This is a genomic window from uncultured Treponema sp. (genome assembly GCF_946187725.1).
In the GTDB taxonomy this organism is placed as follows: domain Bacteria; phylum Spirochaetota; class Spirochaetia; order Treponematales; family Treponemataceae; genus Treponema_D.
In genome coordinates, this window is sequence record NZ_CAMHSK010000036.1 from 1 (window position 1) to 23,594 (window position 23,594).

27 protein-coding genes are annotated in these 23,594 nt (G+C 41.1%); 14 read left to right on the plus strand and 13 right to left on the minus strand.

Annotated elements, in window-relative coordinates:
- Positions 1–403: 403 nt before the first annotated feature.
- Positions 404–1,762 carry an ATP-binding protein gene (locus Q0Q74_RS11295; protein WP_294430931.1) on the minus strand — a complete coding sequence of 453 codons (1,359 nt, stop codon included), beginning with the start codon at positions 1,760–1,762 and terminating at the stop codon, positions 404–406.
- 254 nt (positions 1,763–2,016) lie between these two features.
- Between Q0Q74_RS11295 and Q0Q74_RS11300 the strand changes: the two genes are divergently transcribed.
- Positions 2,017–3,039 carry a YafY family protein gene (locus Q0Q74_RS11300; protein ID WP_294430933.1) on the plus strand — a complete coding sequence of 341 codons (1,023 nt, stop codon included), beginning with the start codon at positions 2,017–2,019 and terminating at the stop codon, positions 3,037–3,039.
- A 3-nt stretch (positions 3,040–3,042) separates the two neighbouring features.
- Here Q0Q74_RS11300 and Q0Q74_RS11305 read toward each other — a convergent pair whose 3' ends face one another.
- Together Q0Q74_RS11305 and Q0Q74_RS11310 are read right to left on the minus strand one after the other, a co-directional pair.
- Positions 3,043–3,783 carry a hypothetical protein gene (locus tag Q0Q74_RS11305; protein ID WP_294430935.1) on the minus strand — a complete coding sequence of 247 codons (741 nt, stop codon included), beginning with the start codon at positions 3,781–3,783 and terminating at the stop codon, positions 3,043–3,045.
- 18 nt (positions 3,784–3,801) lie between these two features.
- The gene (locus Q0Q74_RS11310) at positions 3,802–4,005 is read right to left on the minus strand and encodes a hypothetical protein (protein WP_294430937.1); all 204 of its coding nucleotides are present in this window, start codon (positions 4,003–4,005) and stop codon (positions 3,802–3,804) included.
- Between the two features lie 137 nt (positions 4,006–4,142).
- Here Q0Q74_RS11310 and Q0Q74_RS11315 point away from each other — a divergent pair, with 137 nt between their 5' ends.
- From Q0Q74_RS11315 to Q0Q74_RS11330, 4 genes are all read left to right on the plus strand, one after another.
- Entirely contained in the window at positions 4,143–4,619 is a 477-nt protein-coding gene (locus Q0Q74_RS11315) for a hypothetical protein (protein WP_294430938.1), read from the plus strand.
- Positions 4,620–4,727: 108 nt separating this feature from the next.
- On the plus strand, positions 4,728–5,990 hold the full coding sequence (rlmD, locus tag Q0Q74_RS11320) for a 23S rRNA (uracil(1939)-C(5))-methyltransferase RlmD (protein WP_294430940.1): 1,263 nt from the start codon (positions 4,728–4,730) through the stop codon (positions 5,988–5,990).
- Between the two features lie 85 nt (positions 5,991–6,075).
- Positions 6,076–7,797: a PQQ-binding-like beta-propeller repeat protein gene (locus Q0Q74_RS11325; protein ID WP_294430941.1), complete on the plus strand. Its 1,722-nt coding sequence runs from the start codon at positions 6,076–6,078 to the stop codon at positions 7,795–7,797.
- A 52-nt stretch (positions 7,798–7,849) separates the two neighbouring features.
- Positions 7,850–9,655, plus strand: coding sequence for a P83/100 family protein (locus tag Q0Q74_RS11330; RefSeq protein WP_294430942.1), 1,806 nt, complete (start codon positions 7,850–7,852; stop codon positions 9,653–9,655).
- Positions 9,656–9,711: 56 nt separating this feature from the next.
- Here Q0Q74_RS11330 and dnaB read toward each other — a convergent pair whose 3' ends face one another.
- The 5 genes from dnaB to rpsF form a co-directional block, all read right to left on the minus strand.
- Positions 9,712–11,043: a replicative DNA helicase gene (dnaB, locus tag Q0Q74_RS11335; protein WP_294430943.1), complete on the minus strand. Its 1,332-nt coding sequence runs from the start codon at positions 11,041–11,043 to the stop codon at positions 9,712–9,714.
- 232 nt (positions 11,044–11,275) lie between these two features.
- Positions 11,276–11,815 carry a 50S ribosomal protein L9 gene (gene rplI, locus Q0Q74_RS11340; protein ID WP_294430944.1) on the minus strand — a complete coding sequence of 180 codons (540 nt, stop codon included), beginning with the start codon at positions 11,813–11,815 and terminating at the stop codon, positions 11,276–11,278.
- A gap of 164 nt (positions 11,816–11,979) precedes the next feature.
- Positions 11,980–12,294 (minus strand): 30S ribosomal protein S18, encoded by a 315-nt coding sequence (gene rpsR, locus Q0Q74_RS11345; protein WP_294430945.1) that lies wholly within the window; start codon positions 12,292–12,294, stop codon positions 11,980–11,982.
- Positions 12,295–12,311: 17 nt separating this feature from the next.
- On the minus strand, positions 12,312–12,848 hold the full coding sequence (locus tag Q0Q74_RS11350) for a single-stranded DNA-binding protein (protein ID WP_294430946.1): 537 nt from the start codon (positions 12,846–12,848) through the stop codon (positions 12,312–12,314).
- 56 nt (positions 12,849–12,904) lie between these two features.
- Entirely contained in the window at positions 12,905–13,195 is a 291-nt protein-coding gene (gene rpsF / locus Q0Q74_RS11355; protein ID WP_294430947.1) for a 30S ribosomal protein S6, read from the minus strand.
- A 151-nt stretch (positions 13,196–13,346) separates the two neighbouring features.
- Between rpsF and Q0Q74_RS11360 the strand changes: the two genes are divergently transcribed.
- Positions 13,347–14,477 (plus strand): class I SAM-dependent methyltransferase, encoded by a 1,131-nt coding sequence (locus tag Q0Q74_RS11360; RefSeq protein WP_294430948.1) that lies wholly within the window; start codon positions 13,347–13,349, stop codon positions 14,475–14,477.
- A 109-nt stretch (positions 14,478–14,586) separates the two neighbouring features.
- Here the strand turns inward: Q0Q74_RS11360 and rpmE are convergent, their stop codons facing one another.
- The 5 genes from rpmE to coaD form a co-directional block, all read right to left on the minus strand.
- The gene (gene rpmE, locus Q0Q74_RS11365; protein ID WP_184657201.1) at positions 14,587–14,796 is read right to left on the minus strand and encodes a 50S ribosomal protein L31; all 210 of its coding nucleotides are present in this window, start codon (positions 14,794–14,796) and stop codon (positions 14,587–14,589) included.
- Between the two features lie 164 nt (positions 14,797–14,960).
- Positions 14,961–15,689: a ribonuclease III gene (gene rnc, locus Q0Q74_RS11370; RefSeq protein ID WP_294430949.1), complete on the minus strand. Its 729-nt coding sequence runs from the start codon at positions 15,687–15,689 to the stop codon at positions 14,961–14,963.
- Positions 15,690–15,867: 178 nt separating this feature from the next.
- Entirely contained in the window at positions 15,868–16,104 is a 237-nt protein-coding gene (acpP, locus tag Q0Q74_RS11375; protein ID WP_294430950.1) for an acyl carrier protein, read from the minus strand.
- Between the two features lie 78 nt (positions 16,105–16,182).
- Positions 16,183–16,371 carry a 50S ribosomal protein L32 gene (gene rpmF / locus Q0Q74_RS11380; RefSeq protein ID WP_184657207.1) on the minus strand — a complete coding sequence of 63 codons (189 nt, stop codon included), beginning with the start codon at positions 16,369–16,371 and terminating at the stop codon, positions 16,183–16,185.
- A gap of 191 nt (positions 16,372–16,562) precedes the next feature.
- Positions 16,563–17,045, minus strand: a complete 483-nt coding sequence (gene coaD / locus Q0Q74_RS11385; protein WP_294430951.1) for a pantetheine-phosphate adenylyltransferase — start codon at positions 17,043–17,045, stop codon at positions 16,563–16,565.
- A gap of 57 nt (positions 17,046–17,102) precedes the next feature.
- Here coaD and Q0Q74_RS11390 point away from each other — a divergent pair, with 57 nt between their 5' ends.
- From Q0Q74_RS11390 to Q0Q74_RS11425, 8 genes are all read left to right on the plus strand, one after another.
- Entirely contained in the window at positions 17,103–17,765 is a 663-nt protein-coding gene (locus Q0Q74_RS11390) for a hypothetical protein (RefSeq protein WP_294430952.1), read from the plus strand.
- 136 nt (positions 17,766–17,901) lie between these two features.
- Positions 17,902–18,606: a HEAT repeat domain-containing protein gene (locus Q0Q74_RS11395; protein WP_294430953.1), complete on the plus strand. Its 705-nt coding sequence runs from the start codon at positions 17,902–17,904 to the stop codon at positions 18,604–18,606.
- A 224-nt stretch (positions 18,607–18,830) separates the two neighbouring features.
- The gene (locus tag Q0Q74_RS11400) at positions 18,831–19,421 is read left to right on the plus strand and encodes a nucleoside triphosphate pyrophosphatase (RefSeq protein WP_294430956.1); all 591 of its coding nucleotides are present in this window, start codon (positions 18,831–18,833) and stop codon (positions 19,419–19,421) included.
- Between the two features lie 147 nt (positions 19,422–19,568).
- Complete coding sequence (gene rpsB, locus Q0Q74_RS11405; RefSeq protein ID WP_294430958.1) at positions 19,569–20,438, plus strand: 30S ribosomal protein S2; 870 nt, start codon at positions 19,569–19,571, stop codon at positions 20,436–20,438.
- 21 nt (positions 20,439–20,459) lie between these two features.
- The gene (gene tsf, locus Q0Q74_RS11410; protein WP_294430960.1) at positions 20,460–21,293 is read left to right on the plus strand and encodes a translation elongation factor Ts; all 834 of its coding nucleotides are present in this window, start codon (positions 20,460–20,462) and stop codon (positions 21,291–21,293) included.
- A 66-nt stretch (positions 21,294–21,359) separates the two neighbouring features.
- A complete protein-coding gene (frr, locus tag Q0Q74_RS11415; protein ID WP_184657221.1) occupies positions 21,360–21,902 on the plus strand; it encodes a ribosome recycling factor in 543 nt (180 codons plus the stop codon).
- A 1-nt stretch (position 21,903) separates the two neighbouring features.
- Positions 21,904–22,623 carry a polyprenyl diphosphate synthase gene (gene uppS, locus Q0Q74_RS11420; RefSeq protein WP_294430962.1) on the plus strand — a complete coding sequence of 240 codons (720 nt, stop codon included), beginning with the start codon at positions 21,904–21,906 and terminating at the stop codon, positions 22,621–22,623.
- A gap of 135 nt (positions 22,624–22,758) precedes the next feature.
- Positions 22,759–23,592: a CDP-archaeol synthase gene (locus Q0Q74_RS11425; protein WP_294430963.1), complete on the plus strand. Its 834-nt coding sequence runs from the start codon at positions 22,759–22,761 to the stop codon at positions 23,590–23,592.
- Positions 23,593–23,594: the final 2 nt, after the last annotated feature.

Genomic DNA, 23,594 nt, shown 5'->3' on the forward strand with positions numbered 1-23,594 from the left:
AGCGTAACCTTCTAGTCCTTGCAATTTTATAAGAACTTCTTCAGGTTTCTCGTTTTCTATCTCAGAAACAATTCCTTCAATCATGTAAGTCATTCTATTTTTCTCCATTGATTTTATTTTTAATTCTTTCTAGCGCTGAAATTGCATCGTAATCTCCCTGTTCAGCCTTTTTAATCAATTCTTCAATATTCTCTTCCATGAAAAATCATCTCCAGTTGCAATAAAATCTGTACTATTCAATAATTATACCACCAGTTTTACGAAAAATAAAAATATTACCTAATATTTCCCTCACTGATGAATCACAAAATTTGACCTTTCCGTCTTATGGTATAAACTATAGTGCAGCTATATTCCCAAGTCACGGGAATATAGCTGCTTAAATTCACCACGACCTACATCCCTACAAACACATAGCCATGTACGGCGGGATACATAAAACCTCATCCTTCGTGCACAGATTCTTTGGATGGATGATATAACATTCCCCTATCCGCAGCTTAAATTTTTCTTTGAACCTAAGCAGTGATGTCGTCGTGTAGTTTTTGCTTGATTTTACTTCAATCGGAAAAAGTTTGTATTTCAGCTTACTGTTGTTGGAAATCAAAAAATCAATTTCAATATCATTTCGGTGTTTATCTTCTGAATAATGCGTATAGAAGTACAGCTTGTGACCATTTGCGGTAAGCATCTGGGCTATGGCATTTTCAAAAAGCATTCCTTTATTTAGAGATAATTTATCATTTAGAATCTGGTTATAAACATCGGCTTCTAAAAGTTCGTTTTCATCAAACGCATGACTTACCAGTAGGCCGGTATCTCCCAGATAGCATTTTATGTAAGAGCGAACTTCATTGATTGAAAGTCCTACATTCGGGTCACTGCACATGAAACATTCGTTTGAAATCATAGAATCGGAAAGCCAAAAAAATGTATCTTCATATTGGTCTGCAAACGAACCTTCCTGTATATCCTTAAAAATGACTCTCTTCTCATGTTGTGACAAAAGCCCCGGTATCTGATCAAAAATGGCGAGAACCTTGCTTCGGTACTGCGATTTTATTTTCATAATATCGTTCCGGTAAAGATTAAGAATGTCTCGTTTTTCCGCATCAACTGGAGAAAAATTTTTCCCGGATTCAATAAAAAGAACTACAGGTTTTGGCATTCCACCTACAAGCAGATATTGCTTGAATAGGAGCATTGCCTTGTTGTGCATTCCTTGTTCAAGCGGCATTTTTTTTTCAAAACATTCTTTTATATAATCAATTAACAGATTTTCCCCAAAAGCCCAGGCAAACTCTTCAAAATCAAGCGGGTACATGCAGACGCTTCTTTCTTCAGATGGAATAACAATGTTCTGAACTTTTTCTTTTACAGAAATTAGAGAACCTGTTTCGATATAATCATAACGCCCATCTGCAACAAGATATTTTAAGGCCGCACGCGCTTGAGGAAACATCTGGATTTCATCAAAGATGATAATTGAATTTCTCTCCACAAGTTCCTTTTTATAATAAGCGGAAAGCAGCATAAAAAATGTATCAAGGTCATTTAGATGCTCTGTAAAATACTTTTCTACGGTTGCATTTTTTTTGGCAAAATCGATGATGATATAGCTTTGATATTCGTTTTTTGCAAATTCTTCACAGACGGTAGATTTTCCTATTCGCCTTGCACCTTCAATGAGCAGAGCCTTTGAACCGTTACATTCTTTTTTCCATAAAAGTAGCTTATTGTATATTTTTCGTTTTAGAATCATATAGACCTCTGATTATGCGCGTAGTTATATATACCTTATTCTTTGATTATACGCACATTATAAGCCGATTTTTGATTATGCGCAAGGTTAGAGTCTCACGAATATTTGATTATGCGCAGAGTTCACTTATTTGGAACGGCACGCATTCGGGAAGTGCGCTTGGTATCCAATGAATTTGACATCTCCGTCGTATGATATAAAATATATTGCAGAATCATTCCCAAGTCACGGGAATGTATAAAAAGGGGGAACCAATGGCAGTAGACTTCACCGAAAAAGCAAAGCGGTATCAGGCAATTGATGAAATCATCGCTTCGGGGCGGAAACTTAAATGGAAAGAAATAATTTCCGAGCTGGGGATAAAATACGGCATCAAGACCAGCCGCACTTCCTTTTTCCGCGACATCGAGGAGCTGCAGGAAAAGTATCAGGCCCCGATTGACACAGATTTTGAGACTCACGGCTATTTTTACACTGACCCCAAATACCGTCTTCCACGATTCTACACTGACGAAAATGCCGCAAAGGCTGCCAAGCTGATCAAGACTCTCATGGACATGGTTAAGGACAACCCGCTTTACAAGGAAGCCCAGGAAGTCTTTGAGTCGCTTTCGATTGAGAATCATGATTTGTCGATTGAGAATATCCGGATCAACAAAAAGCCTGAGAATGACAGGATTATTTTTGTGGGGGCTCCCAACAAGAACATTCCTGCTGATACTTGGCGGCTCATAGATAAGGCTCTCATGGAGAACCGCGTGATTACCTTTGATTATCAGTCGCTCACGGACACAAAGCCGTCGCCACGGAGAGTCCAGCCCTGGCAGCTTATTTACGACAACGGAAACTGGAATCTTCATGCGCTCGATGTGGTAAAGAACGGCCGCAGGCGGTATTCGCTTGGTGAGATGAAAAATATCCAGCTCACGAACGAAGTGTTTACGCTTCCAAAGGACTACGACTTTAGAAAAATGACCCGCGGCTCCTTCGGCTGTATGTGCCACGACACTTATCTTGACTACAAAATTCATCTCCATGGTTACGCCGCACGATACGCCAGAAACAGGCTCTGGGGTGAGAATCAGACTATCGTTCCAGACACCAATACCCCCGGCCCTGAAAACGACGGCATTATCCTGAGTTTCCGTAGCAACCAGCTCTACTCAATCAGGCGTTGGACTTGGCAGTGGGCGGACGAGGCATTCCCGATTGAGCCAAAAGAGCTGGTGGAGGACTGGCTTTCAAGAAAGGAGAATGTGAGCGGAATAAAAGTCTAGATGTTATCCTGCCATATCCGAAAGCCACCTTCGCGTTTCGCCGTAAAAATTGAAATCAGGATTGTACTTATTGCCCCAATTTGACTCCATTTCAAATCGCCAGGGAGCTGAAGCCCACGGTTCCACGTCATTTACGAGACCATCAGCATAGATTCTTATGAAAAGATGATTCATTCCTGATAAAGGATTCACGTTCCTGACGATGACACAATTTGTTTGCATCTCTGGAAATCTCTTGTCCCATGTTTCCTTGAAAAGACATGTGTAGTCAATGCAGTTTACAAGTCCGTCCTTGTTGTGGTCATAAACAGACTTCTGCGCTTCCATTACTGTCGTTATGATGTTGTCCCTGATTGTTGGTGAAAGAGTTCTTGGCGAATCACATGGGGCTTTAATACAGAACACCAGAAAGGCAAATAGAAAGGAAACAACGACAAACATCATCAGTGTAAACTTGAGATAGTAAGTGATGTACCCCTTGTAACTCATCCACTGGTCGGGAGTACTTGAGTATTGGGTATAAAACTCTGCGATGTAAGAGTCAAGCCTGAGCCTGTCATAGTCGGACATCTGATTTACACAGTTGTTGAACTTAAGGGCCGCAGGGCAATTTCTGCATTCTTTTTCTTCGCATCGCTTAAATTGCAGTCGGCAGATACATGCAGCCTTGCCCTTTGCAAGCTCGCGCACGGCAAGGTCGTTGAAAGTTTCTTCTCGTGTTACAAATCTGATTTCGTCATTCATAAAGCACCCCCTCTTTCTTTACCATTTTGTGAATGTTTCGGGCATATAGTCGTTGTCATCGTCAAAATGCTTTTTCTTCTTCTTACGCTGGTCGAGATACTTACTGTTCCTCAGCCCTTGCCAGAAATCAGGGTTCAGAAAAAAACAGACAAGAAGAACAGCAAAAAGCATACCGAATGTTATAATGAACATACAAAAAACATCATCATCTATTTCGAACATAGAAACCTCCTCGTGAACCTTTGCGTTCACTGTAGCAAATGTAAGTCAGAATGATTCCCAAGTCACGGGAATGACAATTCTTTTTGCCAAATCCCACTGATTCGTGCTATAATCTTCCATATATAAGGAATTTTCCTGTGTCGAACATCCGTGCGCTTTTGCAGTCTTATCTTGTTCTAATCGTGCCTGACTTGCATGGGCGGGGCAAATTCATTCTGGATATTATGGACTTTAAGCTTGGCGGGCGCTCGGTTCTGGAGCTTTTGGAAGCGGGTGAAATCATTGTCCTTTGTGTTGGCGACATTTTTCACTCCGAGAATCGCGGGCGTGCAAGATGGAAGCAGGCTTATCTTGACTTTATGAACGGAAATCTTGTGAACGAGTCTCTGACTGCTGAGATGCACGAGAATCTTTCTCTTTTGGCGATGGTTCTTTCACTCAAATCGGCTTTTGCGAGCCATTTTCACATTTTAAAGGGCAATCACGAGAATATTCTGAACGAAGATATGCGGCAAAAGCATGGAAATGTTCCTTTCTGTAAATTCTGTGATGAAGGAAATATGGTGCGGGATTTTTTGCAGCACGCCTACGGCTCTTGGACGCTCGAAGCATAGCTTCGAACGAGACTCGCCTACAAACTCACCTCGTGAGTTTGTTCGCCCCTTCGGCGACCGGCTCCCTATATATTGTAGAAATCCGCTTTTTTAGCTAATATTCTTGGAATGTCTTTTATCGTAAAAACTCAGAAAATGGTTGCCGGGGGTGACTGTCTCGCCCAAATCAATGGAAAGAATGTCTTTGTTCCGTTCGCTCTTCCAGGCGAAGAACTTGAAGTTGAAATCACTAAATCTTTCCGCGACTATGACTTGGCAAAAATCTTAAAAATTCTCACTCCTTCACCACACCGTGTAGAGCCTTTCTGCCCTCTTTACGGTGCTTGCGGCGGATGCAACCTTCAGCATATTGATTCTGAATATCAGGTTGAGCTTAGAAAATCAATTTTAAGAGACTGTTTTGAGCGCGAAGGAATCGAATGCCCTGAAATTGAAATAATTTCAGGTTCAGACAAAAATTACCGCTCACGAATCCAGCTTACAAACGGCTCATTCAACAAGAAGGCAAGCAATGACCTTGTTTCCCTCGAAAATTGCCCGATTGCAACAGCAGAAATCAATTCATACCTAAAAAGCACACCACAGAATGCACGCCCTCAGGGACGAGTTCATCTTTTTGGTGACGAAAGGATTGTCACGGAAGGCATTTTTTCACAAAATCCTTCCATAAATAAGGTGATTGTTGCAGAAGAACGCGAAAAACCTCAGAAAGAAATCAAAATTCAGGGTGCAAGTTCAAAGCGAAAAGAAAAGCTCCGCTTGCAGCAAAATCGCCACTTTGCGGGAACAAGCCTTAATCAGAACAATCGCTGTGAAATCACCCTTTCAGGTAAAAAAATAGCCTTTGATGTGCAGGGATTCTTTCAGTCAAATCTTGAAGTCCTTGAAAAAACAATTTCGACTCTCACGCATAATCTGTGCGGCCGCAATGTACTTGATATGTATTCAGGCTGTGGAACTTTCTCAGTTTTCCTTGCTGACCTTTTCGACAAAGTATGCCTTGTTGAGCATAACCGTGATGCAATAGTCTTCGCCGAAGAAAATTTACGCGGCAAAAATCACGAGTCATTCGGTCTTTCAGGTGAAAACTGGATTCGTTTCAGTGCCGAAAATTACATCAGAAGCAACGGTGATTTTGATGCAGTTGTAATCGACCCGCCAAGAAGCGGAATGGAAAAGGAAGTCTGCAAGTGGCTGTGCCGCTCAAAAATTCCGCAAATCCGCTCTGTGAGCTGCAATCCAAGCACGCACGCACGTGACGCCGCATTTTTGGTAAAGGCAGGATACAGGCTGTCAAAACTTTATCTGCTCGACTTTTATCCGCACACGGCACACATTGAGTCTATGGCCAATTTCGAGTACACTGATTAAAAAAATGAAAGCATTCTTAAAAAAAATACATCCGCGTAATCAAAAATCCTGCACCACTCTCATTAAAGTATTTTTTGTACTCTTTTTGGCTTCAAATGCAAAGATTTTAACGGCTCAAACTCCGCTCCGTTCGATTGACCTGAATGCACAGGAACCTTCATGGTACACTGTCATTGGCGGCAATGCGGTCTCGCCATGTATCGAAACTTCTTATGGAGTCGCACTTTTAAGTGACGGACGGCTTCTTTCAGCATGTACAAGTGCCGGAAATGTAATCTGGCAGAGAAGCATCAAAGGAAGGCCTTCATCCTTTCTGACCGCTTTCGGAGATTTTTTATATGTCGTTACGGATTCTAACCGCTTAAATCTTGTGAATCCTTCTGGCCTCACTCTCTGGACAGAAACGGCACCTTTTCCCATCGCTGATTTTCCAGTCGTTGGTCGGGATGGAAGAGTTTTCGTTCGCGGTAAAAAGGGGCTCGCCTGCTACGGCCTTGACGGAAAACGAAAATGGAAGACTGTAACCGAAGAACTTGGAGATTTTCCGATTTCTCTTCTCAACGACGGTTCATTTCTTGTTTTCCTCAAAAAGCCAAAGGATAACCGCACTGTCGCAAACAGATATTCCCCATTTGGTGAAAAACTTGAGGACATCACTTTTACGGCCATAGCCACAAGTACAGAAAGTTCCGAAAAAGGAGTGCTTGTATCGCTTAAAAACGGCTCAATCGGTCTTGTTTCCGTTACAGAAAATGGCGCGGAATCAAAATGGGTCAACGGCTCAGGAAACACAAACGGCGCTTTCAAAATTTGTTATTCTGCGGGAAGCGAAAATTCTGTTTTCTTCTTTCAGAATGGCTCAAGAACTGAAGCCGTTGTTGTAAAAACCGATACAGGCGAACTTCTTAATCGATTTCAGGTTGGAAACATCGCTCCATCGGACTTCAAGCTTGCACGCGCAACCCAATCAGGATATTTTATCAGCGGGGCTTATTCTGCCTGCGAATTCCTTGAGGACGGAACAATCATGTACGCCTCTACACTTCCCCCTCAATCAAAATGGACATCACTTTTCTACACGAACAAAAACCACTTAATTCTCTGCATGAAAGACTGGACTATAAAAGCCTGGCTGATGAATCAGACGACAAAAACAAAAATCATATCATCTAAAATCAAATCAATTTCATATATTACAGCAAAAGATTCTGATCCGACCGCTTCTTCACTGGGAATCCGTGCGCTCGACAATCAAAAGATGGCCGAAATATCAGAAAGTTTCAAAAAAGGCGATTATGGCGCAAAAGAAAAGGAATACCTTACACTTATCAAAACAGAGGCCGAAAACTACATAAAATCATATTCAACGCAGATTTCCTTTCAAAGTCAGAGCCAGAATTATTTTGCAGAAAATGCCGTATATGCACAAAATCTTCTATATTTAATGGGCAAAACCGGAACGAGGGAATTTTCAACGCTTTTTGCCCGCCTTCTTTCCAGCCAGATTGATTCGAGTCAGCTTCTGTCGGTCATTGCTTTCGCAGGAAATGCCGCATACGACGAAAACGGACAGGTACTCGCAGAACTCGAAAAGCTAATACTCAATAGAATAAGGCCTTCGGAGTCGGTTCTTTTAAAAGCTGTCTGCGATTCAACTTATGAAATCTGCCGCTACATGGGAAGGCCGGCACTGATAAAACGGGGAAAAAACATCCTTTCGCATTTATTTTACCCTCAATATGATAAAACCGTCCGGGACTATGCCCGCACGGTGCTTACAAAAATGATTGAGTTAGAGAAAAAGTGACAACAAAACAAATATGTGTTATACTTTTAATGTTCTTTCAAGGAGGATTTTGATGAACTGTAAAAAAGTGATAAGTAAAGCTTTAGTCCCGATATTCGCCATTTTTGCAATTTCGGCGGCTTCTGCAATCAGCGTTGACCGCAATGAGATTCAGAGTGCGGGCGGTCCAAATGAAATCGTGTTCCGCAACTATTCGGGCCCTCATTCGGTAATCAACACAATAGAGCAGATTCGGGCAATCGGTTCTTCTCTAGGAAATCAGGTAAAACCAAGGATTGAAAAGAGCGGCACAATCGGAGATTCAAGCCGATATGCGGTAATCCATGCCGTAGATCCGAGCACAAAAGAGAAATTCGATGCGGACATTTTCATCATCGGTAAAAACGCCACCGTTGACCACATCACCAACTTGCGCCGCATTATTTCAGCATATCTTTCTTCTGCTTACGGCTATTCTACAAAAGATGCAGACACAATCGCAACTTTCGTAACAGTTTACAATGCCGTATATCGAAAAAACACAAAATACTTCGAATCTAAATATAAAGAAATCGTTACCAAAAATCTTTCATCTGCAATTACAGGTCTTTCAACGAATTATGAGGAATGGCCTGGAAAAACACAGATTGTAATTCCTCTTTCTGATTTGAACGGCGGATTAAGCACAATCGACACATCCCTCATTTCAGACAAAGAAGTCGTTAAGTCAATGCAGGGTGAAGAAGACAAGGGTATCGAAGCCCGCAAAGACATGGTTGATATAAAAGAGCGTGAAGCTGACAATGCTCAGGAAAAGGCTGATAACGCTCAGGCAAAAGCAGACGAAGAAAAAGCAAAACTTGCCGAAGAACAGCGAAAGAAGGCAGAACAGGAAAAAGCAGCCGCAGAAGCAAAGGCAAAAGCTGACAAAGCAAAAGCTGATGCAGACAAGGCCAAAGCAGATGCCGAAAAAGCTAAGAAAGATGCTGAAGAAGCAAAAAAGAAAGCTGAACAGGCTAAGCAGAATGCAAAAAACAACCCAACTGATGCAAATGCTAAAAAAGAAGCTGAGCAAGCCAAAAAAGATGCTGATCAGGCTAAAAAAGACGCCGACCAGGCTAAAAAAGATGCCGACACAGCTTCAAAAGAAGCAGACACAGCTCAAAAAGAAGCTGATAATGCTCAGCAGAAAGCCGAGGAACAGTCTCAAAAAACAGAAGAACAGACTAAGACAGCTCAAGCCGCTCAGGAAACTGCTGACACTGCACAGAATACCGCTGACCAGAAACGAAGTGAAGCTCAGGAAGAGCGTACTGCAATCGCAAAAGACCAGCAGACGCTCATCGCTGAAACAGAACAGAACAACTTCGACATTATGTACGGCTTAAAGAATATTGATGAAGCTGGCGTTACAAGTGCTCTTGTAAAAATGAACCTTAAAACAGGAAAGGTTATAAAAGAATCGCCTGTAAGCGTAATCCGAGGCCGCACAGTCTATGAAGATGGCGAAAAGTTCATCGCTGTTGCTGGAACAAATATCGGTGCTGGAGCAGTAAGACTCGTTACCATCGACAAAAAGACTCTTGAAATCAATGCAGAAAGTGCCGAACGCTTGTCAGAGCTTTCAGTTCTTGTCGAAAAAGACGGAAGCTATTACTGCACAATCCAGGAAGGCATCACTTTCTACATCGGAAAATACAACAACAATGCTGAACTTCTGCTCAAATCAAGTACAGCAGTAAAAGCCGCTACACCAATCACAATTACAGCAGGCGGCATCATGGTAACAGATGCTAACGGAGTTCCAGTAATCCTTAATCTTTCAAATCTGGCAAGTATTTCGCCACAGTCAACTCCAAGCTATTTCGATGCAAAATAACGAATAGCGCTTAAAAATTTAAGGGGCTGCCCAGTTTTTTTGGACGGTCCCTTTTTTTATTCTGCTTCAGCCCTATTTTCAAAACGAGTTATCGCATTAAGGAACAATAGCGGAACATCGCCAATCGGACCGTTACGCTGTTTCGCAACAATAAGTTTTGCATCCTGAACGGGTTCCATATCCCCATCTTCCTGCTTTTTTCGCTCACGATGAATAAACATTACAACATCGGCATCCTGTTCGATAGAACCTGAACCACGCAACTGGTTTAAGCTTGGCTCATTGCCTTCGGCATCTCGTGCTACCTGACAAAGAGCAACAATTGGTATATTCAGCTCACGGGCCAGGGATTTGAGAGACTTTGAAATTTCACTGACCTGTTCGTATACAGGAGCAGAAGAATTTTCCGTAGATATAAGACCGATATAGTCAATGAAAATAATTTCAACTTTCTGATTCGTCTTCATCCGTCTTGCCATGGCACGCAAATCAATAAGCTGCATATTCGGAGTATCAACGATGTATAGAGGCGCATCATAGCATCGGCCAGCAGCATCATTTATTTTCTGAAAATCATCAAGTCTGAGCATTCCGTTACGAATCTTGGTACCAGGAATCCTTGCATTCTGAGAAAGAAGACGCTGACCAATCTGTACATGAGACATTTCCAAAGAAAAAAATCCACACGGTATTCTTTTTACTATTGAAATATACTCCATCATGTTGAGGGCAAGTGCAGTTTTTCCCATTGACGGTCTCGCGCCAATAATGACAAGCTCAGCCTTTTGGAATCCAGATGTCATGGTATCAAGTTTTGAAAAGCCAGATGGAACTCCGGTCAGAGAGACTTTGTTCCTGAAGTTATTTTCAATCATGTCAACTGTCGCCGGAACAATGTTTCCCATTGAATAAACCTGCGTTGTCTGACCATTATCAGCAAGATCAAAGATCTTTTTTTCAGCATCTTCAAGAATCAGCTTAGAATCCCGCGTTTCATCAAAAGCCGAAGCCTTGATATCCTGAGAAACATTTATGAGGCTGCGTCTAACGGCACGCTCAAAGACAATCTTAGCGTAATACTCGATATTCGCCGCAGTAGGAACTTCGTCTGTCAAAGATGCAATGTAAGCTGCCCCGCCCGCAAGTTCAAGCTGGCCTTCCTTGGAAAGTTCCTCAACAAGAGCAAGAGTGTCACAGGTTTCGCCCTTGGAGAAAATCTTCATCATCGCACTGAAAATTACCTGGTTCTGCTGGGAATAAAAATGTTCGGCACGCAAAAGTGTTGCAACTGCACTCACTGCCCCCCAGTTAAGAAGCATTGCACCAAGAGTTGCCCTTTCAGCCTCATTCGAATGCGGTGGTACAGTATCTTTCAAAACAGAATCCATGATTTCCCCCAAAAAAATAAAAGATAGACCTGCAAAAACAGATTTTTCCAAACACATCTAATAAAAATGCCACACGGACTCAAAAATCTAATGATTTCCCTTATGACAGGACTTTCCATTAGAAATAATAAATCCATATGGCATTATAAAGTAAAGATATTACACACTATCAAACAAAGATTTTTTACAAAACTTTGCATGCAGGACCGAAAATCCAAGTGGTAATAATAAACTAGGCGTTAGCTTCCTCTGCTTTTGCTTCTTCAGCTGGAGCAGCCTCTTCTTTTTTAGCCTTTTTTGGCTCAGCCTTTTTTGCGCTCTCATCTTCCTGTGCTGTAACAGCAATTTTGACTTCAGCGTTTGCAGACTCATAAAGGTGAATTGTACAGTGGTAGTTACCAACTGATTTGATTGTAACGCCAGGAATGTCGATTCGTTTGCGCTCTACCTCAAATCCGTTCTTAGACAAGTACTCAGAAACTGTGAGAGCTGTAACAGAACCGAAGAGTTTTCCGTTTGCAGCAGCTGGCATTTTGAGCTCGATTGTGAGTGCTTCAAGCTTGTCTTTGAGGCTTGCAGCATCCTTACGTTTCTGCTCTTTGCGTGCTTCGATTTCTTCTTTGCGTGTTTCGAAGTAAGCAACAGTCTGATCATTGTACGGAACAGCATACATGTGTGGGAAAAGGAAGTTGCGTGCATAACCGTTAGCAACATTCTTAACATCACCCATTTCACCAAGGTGTTTTACATCTGTATAAAGAATAACTTTCATTTTACAAGCTCCTATTGTATTTCAAATTTTCCCCGCGTCACCAGGAGTTGGATCGTAGGGATTAATTTTAATTGCCTGTATCAAAACAGGCAATAATGAAAGCAAGAAAGGCTTATAGCTCCTTGCTTAACAGGATTTCACACAAAGGCAAAATCCTATTCGACTTACTCTGTAACGAACGGCAACAAGCAGATATTGCGTGCGCGTTTGATAGCTACAGTAAGCTCACGCTGGTGTTTTGCACATGTACCAGTGATGCGGCGTGGAAGAATCTTACCGCGCTCTGTTGTAAAGCGTTTAAGACCATCTGCATCTTTGTAATCGATTTTTGCTTTGTTAGCACAGAAGCGGCAAACCTTCTTACGGAAGAAAGCCTTTCCTTTACCGCGAGCACCTTTTTCTTCGCCATCGCGTCCTTCTGAAGCGCTCTGAGTATCTACTTTAAGTTCGACTTCGTTTGTTGTAACTTCGTCTGACATATTGTTCTCCTATAAAATTAAAATGGGATGTCTTCCGGGAAACCATTATCCTGCGGAGCACCGAAACTCTGATCATCATAGCTCGGTTCTGACGAAGGACCTGGTGCAAAACTGTTAGGCTGAGCAAAGGCCTGAGCCTGTCCCGGCATCTGGCTTTGGAATTTTGGAGTGTACCCCCCTGACGACTGAGTGCCGCCGTTTCCAGAATTTCCTCCCAGAAGCTGAACATTATTCGCTACGATTGAAACATTGCTGCGGGTCTGACCCGTAGTTTTGTCCTGCCAGCGATCCTGCTTCAGATAGCCTTCCACACAAATCTGCTTGCCTTTTTTAAGATAAGGAAGAAGATTTTCAGCAGTTTTTCCCCAGATTGTGACATTAAAGAAATTTGCTTCGTCTACCCACTGATCACCCTGCTTTCGGCTTCGGTTGACTGCGATACTAACATTTGCACGAGCCTGACCGTTCGGAGTGAACGCATATTCACGCTGGTCACTTCCATTTAAATCACGGGTAAGCCGTCCTACAATCGTAACGCTGTTGATGTCCGTCATTCTAAACCTCCAGAATTATGATGGGTAATGAACCAAAAAGAAATGATTCGGAAACCTTACACTTCCTTGTCGTCAATCTTAACAAAGAGAGACTTAATCAAATTTCCGTTCAAACGGAACTGAGCGTTGATGTCTACGATTTTTGCAGGATTTGCTTTTACGATGAAAAGAACGAATCTGCCGCGCTTGATTTTGTTGATTTCATAAGCGAGGTCACGATCACCGTAAGACTCTTCTTTTTCGATTGTTGCACCGAACTGTGCGAGAACGGCCTTTACCTTTTCTGAGCCGTCTTTGAACTTCTCATCCTCGATAGGATAGATAGTCATAAGTTCATACTTTTTCATTCTGTATGTTCTCCTTATGGGCATTTGGAATCCGCATACGCAGATTCAAGGGGTTGGCAAATAATATATCATTTTTTACTTATGTGCGTCAATCTTTCTCTTCTGTTTTTACATAAAATATGTTAAGATAATCAAATAGGATTATATAGAAATGAATCAAAACTCTGCAGAACAGAATGCCTATCAGGCACAAATTTTTTCAAACCGACTCGCAAAAAGATACAAGCTCCTCAGAAAATGGGCAAGACGAGAAAGAGTAACCTGTTACCGCTTGTACGACCGGGACATTCCTGAAGTTCCCCTCGCCGTCGATTTATATGAATTTTTACCCGAAGGAATGGATTCAAAAATCGAATGCGCAAAATTTCTGCGTGACGAAGAAAACCGGATATCTGCCAACGACCTTTCGGCAGCAAAAGAAAAGAACGAACGCCTGTATGTTCACCTTTACTTGTATGAAAGACCGTATGAAAAATCAGACGGTGACGAGCAGATTTGGCTCGAAGAAATGACAAAAGCTGTCTCAAAAACACTCGAAATCCCCGAAAACCGTGTAATCCAGAAATTACGAAAAAAGCAAAAAGGCGAAAATCAATACGAAAAGCTAAAAAGCGAACGAACGGTTGAGAGCTATGTTCAGGAATGTGGTCAGCTTTTTAAAGTCAATCTCAGCGATTATCTTGACACAGGGCTTTTCTTTGACCACCGCCCCCTTCGTCAGACAGTCCGCTCAACCTGCGCAGGAAAGTCCGTATTAAACCTTTTCTGTTACACAGGAAGTTTTTCCGTATATGCCGCAGAAGGAAAAGCCAGCCGCGTCGAGTCAGTAGATTTAAGCAACACCTACCTCGAATGGGCAAAGTTTAATTTTGCGCTCAATGATTTTGATCCGGAAAGCCCAAAATTCGTTTTCACAAGAGCCGATGTTACCGGATTTTTAAATCAAAAACTTGCGGAAGTTCCAAATTCAGAAGGAACAAACCGTTACGACATAATTATCCTTGACCCACCGACTTTCTCAAATTCAAAAGCCACACGAAACACACTCGACATCAATCGCGACTGGAGTGAGCTTGTAAAAAAATGCGTAAACCTGTTGAATCCAAAGGGAACGCTCTATTTTTCAACAAACTCACACAGATTAAAATTTGACGAAAATTTAATCCCAAAGCTTTCGGTTTACAACACCGAGATATCAGTCACCGATTTGACTGAAAAATCACTTTCCGAAGATTTCAAGGGCACTAAAGCCCACAGATTATGGAAAATACAAATCAACTAAAAAAAATAGCCGGTTCACAGCTTGAATTTTTAAGTTCCATGACCGGCTGTAGTTTAAAACAAAAAAAAGCACTCCGTTCTGGAGCGCTTTTCGTTAAAAGTATTCAAACTTATTTGTCAGATTTGATACCAAAGCGTTTGTTGAATCGTTCGATTCGACCTGCAGTATCAACGAGCTTCTGCTTACCTGTATAGAACGGATGGCAAGCAGAACAAATTTCAACATGAATGTTCTCGACTGTTGAGCGAGTCTCGATAACATTTCCGCACTGACATGTAATTTTTGTCAATTTGTAGTCTGGGTGAATTCCCTTTTTCATAAAAAAAACTCCTTATTTCTTGCCCGATACTAAAGCAACCCCAGTCACCACTAGCTTGAAGCCGTTAAAAAAAACAACAACCTCTTCTATCATTCCATCACTGTTAGGAAGCAAGTTAATATCACAAGATGATTTGTTATTTTATCAAATTTATGAATTACAGGTCAATTACCTGAAAGACTTTTCCAGGCCAATTCCGCAGCTTTCTGCTCCGCTTCTTTCTTGCTTTTTCCACAGACAGGCCCATAGCTTGCGTTTTTAAGATGAACTGTAACCCAGAAAACACGCTCATGATCAGGCCCGCTTTCCTTTACAAGCTCATAATTCGGGCAAGATTTATATTTTTTCTGATGTTCTTCTTGAAGCATGGTTTTGAAATCTTTTGCACCACGATTCGTAACGAATTTTTCAATTTCAGGAATCATAAAAGAAAGTACAAGTTTTTCTGCAGCCTTATATCCGGAATCAATATAATATGCCCCGATTACAGCCTCAACAGCATCAGCAAGAATGGCCTTTTTCTGTCTTCCGCCTGTCATATCCTCACCTTTTCCAAGGATAAGCATTTTGTCAATACCAATTTTAAGCGCGATCGGAGCAAGAGCCTGTTCGCTTACGACCGCACTCTTTATCTTTGCAAGATCTCCTTCTGGATTATCCATAAAATGCTCGTAAAGATATGCGGCCGTTGCCATACCAAGCACGCTGTCCCCTAAGAATTCAAGCCGTTCATTATTTTCATGTTTTCCAGATTTTCCGTCCTGAGAACAAGATCTGTGCGTAAAGGCCAGCTGAAGCAGGTTTAAATTTGAAAATTTAATGGATATATTTTTGCAAAACCCCGTCAGTTCCTTAATTCTCTGCGGAGAAATATTTTTTTTCGATAGAAGCATGATATTATTCTATTTTTTTTTCATGGACAAATCAACTCTAAAAACAGCTGGTACCGTATACAGGGAGCTGCGGATTTTACAATTCCCGCAATTAACCAGTCCATCCGCGCTCTATAATTTAAAATAAAAAAAAACACAGGCCTCTAAGAACCTGTGTCTTCTTAAAGTTAAATTTGACTTATGCCTGAGCTGATTTGATGAAATCGTAAGCGTCTTTTACTGTCTCGAATTCATTAGCCTTCTCGTCAGGAATAGAAACGCCAAGCTCTTCCTCAATTGCATAAACAAGTTCGTATGTATCGAGGCTGTCTGCACCAAGGTCACCACGGAAAGAAGCTTCCAATGTAACTTTGCTTTCATCGATTTCAAGTTTTTCAGCGATGAGTTTCTGGATTTTTGCGAACAATTCGTCCATGATATTCTCCTTATTTTGCGCTATGCCAGATTCGGTCTGGGCATAACGCTTTGTTTTGTTTTGCCGTTTACCGGGCAATTAACCGTTTACTTCCGGTGTAATCACCTGGCGACCACGGTAAAAACCACATTTTGGACAAACATGGTGCGGCATAACAAGGTTGCCACAGTTGCCGCAAGCAACAAGCTGTGGAGCTTCAAGATGCATGTTAACACCGCGTCGTCTGCGTGTGCGAGCTTTTGACGTTTTCGCTCTAGGTACTGCCATATTATAAACCTCACTATAAAATTTTATGGATAACGGGATTTATACTACAACAGTTTACACCCGAATGTCAATTATTATTACATACAAAGTTTTGTTTGTCAAGTTTTTTATATGACAAAAAATCCAAAAATGTCAGAATAACAAAATCAGTGCGAAAATCACAGAAAAAAAAGCGAAATTTTCCAGCAAAATCAGTTTTTTTCATATTTTGAATGTATTGCATCTTCAACAATTTTAGGAACCATGCCGGAAATATCACCGCCAAACCTCGCGAGTTCTTTTATTGAACTTGAACGGACTATTCCATATTTAGCTTCAGCTGGAAGAAAAAGGGTTTCAATTCTGGAATTAAGACTGTGATTCATAAGAGACAAATCAAATTCGTATGCAAAATCATTAGTATTGCGGATTCCTCTCAATAATATGTCTGCATTATTTTTTTCAGCATACTCAACGATTAGCCTGTCCCAAAGATGAACTGTAACATTCGGAAAATCTTTTGTAAGTTCTTTTAGCATTTCAAGCCGCTCTTCAGGGGAAAAAAGATGCGCTTTGCCCGGATTATACGCCACAACCACATCAAGACTGTCAAAAAGACGGCTGCCCCTTTCTATTAAATTAAGATGCCCGTTAGTCGGAGGGTCAAAAGTTCCAGGAAATATTGCTGAAGTCATATCAAAAATTAATTTATCATGTTTGACGGATTGCAACAAGTGATGTATTATAAATGTATGAAGATTACGAATTTTAGAAATACAGCAATTTGTCTCATCTCGGCACTTTCATTTGCAGGAACAGCAGTTTCCTGTCAGAGTACAAAAGCAGAACCTCCTGCTCCAGTTGCAGAAGAACCTGCACCGCCACCAGTTGTGGAAGAACCAGCTCCAGTTGTAGAGGAACTTCCGCCTGTAATCGAACAGGAGCCAGAGCCTGTAATCGAGGAACCTGCCACTGATGATGATGAATATTCTCGTTCTGTCGGTGATGTTGCCGTTTCACGCGACGCATTCTCAGAAGACAAGGAAAAAATTCTCAGTATCATTGCAGAACTCGACAACATAATGAAGGATCCAGCAAGCAATAAAAGTTATAACGCATGGATTGGTTATGTTGCCCCGGCTTCAATTGACTACTGGAAAATACGCAAAAATCTCCAGAAGGCTGAAAAAAAGCTTCCAGTAAAAGGCGTCAAGCTTCAGACACTTCAGGATTATTTCAAGCTGGTTTTCGTTCCGGCTCGCAGAGGTCGTGAAGTCACTGAAATCCGATACATTTCAGACACCTACATCAAGGCCGTTCAGGTTCAGGAAGAGCAGATTACCGTTTACTACTACTTCAATAAGGTAGACGGAAAATGGATGATTCACCTTCCAACAAACGAAGAATTCAGTTAAAATGTTAGGCATCCCCTAAAAAGCTGTTGTCTTTTTGGGGGATACCATAAAATATTATTGATTTTTTTAACCCCATATTTTATAATATGTATCTAAGTGTTTTTTTTCACTTGACCTTAGGAGGAATCTTTTAACCATGAAATCGTTGAAAAAAATTTCTTGCACTGCTTGTGCTTTGTTTTTGGCATTTTCTGTAACTGCCCAGGAAAAATCAGCAGAGGAAGCATATTTGAGCACTGTTGAGGATGTTGTTATCACAGAACTTGTAAATTCTGATGAGCGCGACAACAAACTTGTAGCATTACAGTATCTTGAAAATGCAGCTGATGAAGGCCGCGTATCTCCAGACATGATGGTAGCACTCGACCATCTTGCAGGCGAAGGCATCAACACACAGTCAAGACAGAACGGCCGTCTCATGAACAATTTCCCGGACATTCGCGCAAAAGCTTGTGAAATTCTCGGAAAGGTTCCAACAGAAGAATCAAAGACCACACTCAAAAACATTGCTCTTTCAGACAATGAACCGATGGTCATTACTGCTGCAATCCGTTCTCTTGGTGATATCGGAATGAACAGCAACGATGATGTAGTAAACACAATCGCCTGGGCAAATAAAAAGAACGCAGTACTCAACCCAACAAGTTCACTGGCTCTTGAAGTTATTATTGCCTATGAGAAAATTGCAGACAAAGTCGAAGACAAAGGCGCTATGATTCAGTCTGTCGGACAGATTGCAACAAACTACAGATATGTAAAACCTGTTCGCGATCGTGCACTCAGACTTCTAAAACAGCTTCAGTCTGGCGGTGCTAACAAGAGCGCAAAGGATACAAAATAACAATCCTTAAACCATACATGATTTTATATAAAAGCGGAATTATTTCAGATTCCGCTTTTTTTTATGATAATCATGCAGTTTTCTAATAATAAATAAAAAAAATCTGTAACGGAAATATGCAAGATAAATATTTTTTTGAAATATACATATTTCCTTATTGTAGATTTTTTCAAAATCACTTAAAATAAAATTGATTTAATAAAGTTGTTCTTTGGAGGATTTCCATGAAACCTATCATCCTAGCCTCGTCTTCTCCGCGAAGGCAGGAAATACTAAAACTTCTGAACATTCCATATCAGGTCAAAGTGTCAAATTTTGAAGAAGAATATCCCTCCGATTTGCCACTTGATCAAGTTCCGGAATTTCTGGCAAGCAGGAAAGTCGATGCAGTTGCACGCACCTACCCCGCAGGTCATGAAATTCCATGGATTTTAGGGGCAGACACAATGGTCCTGCTCGATGGAAAACTTTATGGGAAACCGGGTGACAACGAAGAAGCTGCAAAATTCATGCAGGATTTTCAGGGAAAAACCCATCAGGTTATCACAGGCCTGGCGCTTTTTAACGGCGATTTGATGTATGCATCCAGCCGAACTTCAATTACGAATGTCACATTTGCGCCAATGACAAAAGAAGAAATCGATTGGTATGTCGATACAGGAGATTGGCACGGTGTTGCAGGCGGCTACAGAATTCAAGGTTTAGCCTCATGCTTTATCAAGAAAATCGAAGGCACGAATTCAAGTGTTGTTGGCTTGCCTATTTTTGAGCTTTATGATATGTTAAAAGAACAGGGTTATTCTATTCTCGAATAGATTGTAATTCTGTCGGGCTTTGCGGATGGCTGTTGGCTGGAAGCAATGTTCGTAATTATCCGGCTCAATTTTTTGAGCACGAGAACAAGAGACGGTGGAAATCAAAGGCAAAAAGCTTTTTCAGATTTCCGGTGAAGGAGAAACTCAATGGCAGTAGTAACCATGAAGAGTTTGCTTGAATCTGGTGTACACTTTGGTCATCAGGTTAAACGTTGGGATCCACGCATGAAGAAGTACATCTTCGCAGAGCGCAATGGTATCCACATCATCGATTTGCAGAAAACAATCGCTGCAATCAAAGACAGCTATGAAGCTGTTCGAAAAATCACTGCTTCAGGAAAATCAGTTCTTTTCGTAGGAACAAAGAAGCAGGCTCAGCAGGCTGTTCAGAAAGAAGCTGAACGCTGCGGCATGTTCTATGTAAACAACCGCTGGCTTGGTGGTATGCTTACAAACTTCTCTACAATCAAAAAATCACTTCAGAGACTCAAGAAAATCGAGAAAATGGAAGTAGATGGAACTTTCGATAATCTTACAAAGAAAGAAGTTTCAAACCTCCAGAAAGAAAAGGCAAAACTTGAGAAAAACCTCGGCGGTATCAAAGACATGAAAGAACTTCCAGGAGTTCTCTTCATTATCGATACACACAAAGAGCAGATTGCTGTTGCAGAAGCTCGCCGCATGGGAATCCCAGTTGTTGCTGTTGTTGATACAAACTGTAACCCAGAGGGAATCACATACCCAATTCCAGGTAATGATGACGCAATCCGTGCTATCAGCCTCTTCACTTCTATCATCGCTAACGCAGTTGTAGAAGCTAACAACGAAGAAGGTCTCAAAATCATCGAAACTCTCGGTGACGAAGATGATGTTGTTACAGACGCTTCTACAAAGAAAGATGATGAAGAAATCGTCGATTACTCAAACTACACTCCTACCGAACCAAAAGAAGAAGATGTTGCTGACGAAGACGACGAAGATGACATCACAGATGTAGACGAAAGCAATATCAAATAATTAGCATAATGGAGTTAAAAAATGGCAATTACAGCTGCTGATATAAAGACTTTGCGCGAAAATACTGGCGCAGGTATGCTTGAGTGCAAAAAAGCACTCGCAGAAGCAAACGGAGACCTTGCAGAGGCTGAAAAAATCCTCAAAGAGAAAGGTCTTGCAGCAATGGAAAAACGCTCAGACCGAGCAACTGGTGAAGGACGCATCGTAATCAAGCAGGATGGAAACAAACTCGCTATTGTTGAAGTTACTTGTGAAACAGACTTTGTTGCAAACAACGAAGACTTTGTCGCCATCGCAGACAAAGCTGCTGAAATTACACTCAAAAACGGAAAAAGCGAAGTCACAGATGAGCACAAAGCACTCATCAATGAAATTGCAATCAAATTCCGTGAGAACATGTCTGTTCGCCGAGCTGATTTTGTTGAGCTTGGAGCAAATGCAGTTGCTGGAACTTATGTTCACACAGACAACAAAACTGGTGCAATCGTTGTTGTTGAAGGCGCAGAATCAGAAGACGTTAAATCTTTCGCTAAAGACTGCTGCTTGCACTTGGCTGCATTTACACCTGCATACATCAAAAAAGAAGATGTTCCAGAAAGCTATGTTAACGAGCAGAAAGAAATCTTCCAGGCACAGATGGCTCAGGATGAAAAGATGGCTTCTAAGCCAGAAAATGTCAAGGCTGGAATTTTGCAGGGTAAAATTAACAAACACCTTGCAGAAATCTGCTTCGTAGATCAGGCATTTGTAAAAGACGACAAAGTAACTGTCGCTAAAAAACTCGAAGAAGTTTCTAAAGCAGCTGGAGCAAAACTTTCATTCGGAAAGATTGTTCTCTATGTTCTTGGAAAATAATTAGTTTTCAAATCGGCGGTCAGACTAAAATCTGACCGCTTTTTATGTTTTTAACGGAGGATTATTATGGCATTTGATGCAAAATCAAAAATGGACAAAACAATTGAAGGTCTCAAGAATGAAATGAACACAATTCGAACTGGTCGTGCATCAGCTTCACTTTTTGACAAGGTTCGTGTTGATTATTATGGAGCAAAGTCTCCACTTTCTCAAGTCGCACAGATTTCAATTCCAGAGGCACGCTCTGTCGTTATCTCTCCGTTTGACAAATCGCTCATTACAGAAATCGAAAAAGCAATTCTCGTTGCTGATTTGGGATTGAACCCATCAAACGATGGAAAAGTTATCAGAATTGCTATCCCTGCCCTCACTGCTGACCGCAGAAAGGAACTTGTAAAGCAGGCAAAATCAGTAGGTGAAAACTATAAGACAACAATCCGAAATATCCGCCGAGACGGAAATGACGATCTCAAAAAGCAGCAGAAAGCTGGTGAAATAACAGAAGATCAGCTTAAAAAGGAGACTGACGACCTTCAGAAGCTCACAGACAAATATATCGCTGAAATTCAGACAGTCTGCGATGCAAAAGAAAAGGAAATCATGGCATAACATGACTGCCGAAGATATTACTGCCCGCGGAGTACCGAACCATGTAGCAATTATAATGGACGGAAACGGCCGCTGGGCAAAAAAACGCGGATTGCCAAGAACGGCTGGTCACAAAGAAGGATTGACAAGTGCAAAAAAAATTGTGGCCGCCGCTGCTAAAATCGGAATCCAATATGTAACATTATACACTTTCTCAACAGAAAACTGGAAACGCGCACAAGAAGAAGTCGGATATTTGATGGGCTTAATTAAAGGTCATTTGCGTGCAGAATTTGAATTTTACAAAAAAAACGGAATAAAAGTTGAACACATTGGCAATCTTGATGGTTTACCAGAAGATGTTAAAACTGAAATTCTAAATGCCAAAAAAGATACAGAACATTTCACAGGAACAACTTGTGTTCTCGCAATAAATTACGGAAGCCGTGATGAAATTGTTCGCGGTGTTAAAAAACTGATAGAAAGCGGCGAAACTGCCGACAATATAAATGAAGAGATTTTTACAAAATCTCTCGATATACCGGAACTTCCGCCTGTAGACTTAATGATTCGCACAGGTGGAGAAGAACGGTTGAGCAACTTTCTTTTATGGCAGTGTGCTTATGCGGAGTTTGTTTTTTCGGAAACACTCTGGCCAGATTATACTGAAAATGAATTCTTTGAGGATATCTTTAAATACCAGCAAAGAAACAGACGATTTGGAGCTGTTCCGAATCAATAATGGTGTTCAGAAACTTCAGTTTTCCGAATACCTTCCGTTAGAAATTGAGTTTTTTCAAGGTTTTAGCCTGAAAAACTCTCAAAGACATGTAAGGAAACATAGATTTTCGAACAGGTCTAATAATATGGGGATTTTATGAATAAAGTTTTACAGAGGCTGCTAGTTTTTTTTGTAGGCCTGCCATTAGTTATTTGTCTCGTGTATTTTAATCAGTTTCATCATATTTCATTACACATGCTTGCTTTTATAGCAGCTTTGCTTGCAGGAAGAGAACTCTATAATCTTTTGAAGAATAAGTTTGCTTTACAAGCCAGACCATTGGTACTAATTTCAACTGTAGTTCCAGCCCTTGCTGGAGCCGTATGTTCTTTTTTGGGTTGCAGCCCGCATTTCATTGATTATTCGTTTATTTTTGTCCTTCTGCTTTGCATGGCCTATGAAGTTCTTTCAGCAAACAGTTTTGAAAATTCTGCTTCACATTTAATAAGCTCTTCTTTCATCGTTTTATACGCAGGTTATTTACCAAGTTTTGTTTCAAGAATGACTTTTCATGAGCATTCGAGAGAATTTATTGCATTTTTCTTCCTTATGGTATGTTTGTGCGATTCTGTAGCATGGTTTTCCGGCGTTCTTTTTGGTAAAAACAATAAAGGTTTCATAAAAGCAAGTCCAAATAAATCTGTAGCAGGTTTCTTTGGTGGATTCGCTGGCACAATGCTCACCGGAGTCATTGCCCATAAACTCTTCCCCGAAGTTTTCACAGGTTCCATTATAAAGATTCTTATTTTCGGATTTTTCGTAGCCTTTGTCGCTATTATCGGTGATTTAGTAGAATCAGTAATTAAGCGCTCTGTTGAAATTAAGGATTCAGGTTCACTTATCCCTGGTCGAGGCGGTGTTTTGGATTCAATCGACAGTATTTTGTTTGTTGCTCCTGTCTACTACTTTGGAATAAATTTTTTGTTTTAGAA

Coding starts and splice junctions, on each gene's coding strand:
- Q0Q74_RS11295 (WP_294430931.1), bottom strand. CDS start 1,762: ATGATTCTAAAACGAAAAATATACAATAAGCTACTTTTATGGAAAAAA.
- Q0Q74_RS11300 (WP_294430933.1), top strand. CDS start 2,017: ATGGCAGTAGACTTCACCGAAAAAGCAAAGCGGTATCAGGCAATTGAT.
- Q0Q74_RS11305 (WP_294430935.1), bottom strand. CDS start 3,783: ATGAATGACGAAATCAGATTTGTAACACGAGAAGAAACTTTCAACGAC.
- Q0Q74_RS11310 (WP_294430937.1), bottom strand. CDS start 4,005: ATGTTCGAAATAGATGATGATGTTTTTTGTATGTTCATTATAACATTC.
- rlmD (WP_294430940.1), top strand. CDS start 4,728: ATGTCTTTTATCGTAAAAACTCAGAAAATGGTTGCCGGGGGTGACTGT.
- Q0Q74_RS11330 (WP_294430942.1), top strand. CDS start 7,850: ATGAACTGTAAAAAAGTGATAAGTAAAGCTTTAGTCCCGATATTCGCC.
- dnaB (WP_294430943.1), bottom strand. CDS start 11,043: ATGGATTCTGTTTTGAAAGATACTGTACCACCGCATTCGAATGAGGCT.
- rplI (WP_294430944.1), bottom strand. CDS start 11,815: ATGAAAGTTATTCTTTATACAGATGTAAAACACCTTGGTGAAATGGGT.
- rpsR (WP_294430945.1), bottom strand. CDS start 12,294: ATGTCAGACGAAGTTACAACAAACGAAGTCGAACTTAAAGTAGATACT.
- Q0Q74_RS11350 (WP_294430946.1), bottom strand. CDS start 12,848: ATGACGGACATCAACAGCGTTACGATTGTAGGACGGCTTACCCGTGAT.
- rpsF (WP_294430947.1), bottom strand. CDS start 13,195: ATGAAAAAGTATGAACTTATGACTATCTATCCTATCGAGGATGAGAAG.
- Q0Q74_RS11360 (WP_294430948.1), top strand. CDS start 13,347: ATGAATCAAAACTCTGCAGAACAGAATGCCTATCAGGCACAAATTTTT.
- rpmE (WP_184657201.1), bottom strand. CDS start 14,796: ATGAAAAAGGGAATTCACCCAGACTACAAATTGACAAAAATTACATGT.
- rnc (WP_294430949.1), bottom strand. CDS start 15,689: ATGCTTCTATCGAAAAAAAATATTTCTCCGCAGAGAATTAAGGAACTG.
- acpP (WP_294430950.1), bottom strand. CDS start 16,104: ATGGACGAATTGTTCGCAAAAATCCAGAAACTCATCGCTGAAAAACTT.
- rpmF (WP_184657207.1), bottom strand. CDS start 16,371: ATGGCAGTACCTAGAGCGAAAACGTCAAAAGCTCGCACACGCAGACGA.
- coaD (WP_294430951.1), bottom strand. CDS start 17,045: ATGACTTCAGCAATATTTCCTGGAACTTTTGACCCTCCGACTAACGGG.
- Q0Q74_RS11390 (WP_294430952.1), top strand. CDS start 17,103: ATGAAGATTACGAATTTTAGAAATACAGCAATTTGTCTCATCTCGGCA.
- Q0Q74_RS11395 (WP_294430953.1), top strand. CDS start 17,902: ATGAAATCGTTGAAAAAAATTTCTTGCACTGCTTGTGCTTTGTTTTTG.
- Q0Q74_RS11400 (WP_294430956.1), top strand. CDS start 18,831: ATGAAACCTATCATCCTAGCCTCGTCTTCTCCGCGAAGGCAGGAAATA.
- rpsB (WP_294430958.1), top strand. CDS start 19,569: ATGGCAGTAGTAACCATGAAGAGTTTGCTTGAATCTGGTGTACACTTT.
- tsf (WP_294430960.1), top strand. CDS start 20,460: ATGGCAATTACAGCTGCTGATATAAAGACTTTGCGCGAAAATACTGGC.
- frr (WP_184657221.1), top strand. CDS start 21,360: ATGGCATTTGATGCAAAATCAAAAATGGACAAAACAATTGAAGGTCTC.
- uppS (WP_294430962.1), top strand. CDS start 21,904: ATGACTGCCGAAGATATTACTGCCCGCGGAGTACCGAACCATGTAGCA.
- Q0Q74_RS11425 (WP_294430963.1), top strand. CDS start 22,759: ATGAATAAAGTTTTACAGAGGCTGCTAGTTTTTTTTGTAGGCCTGCCA.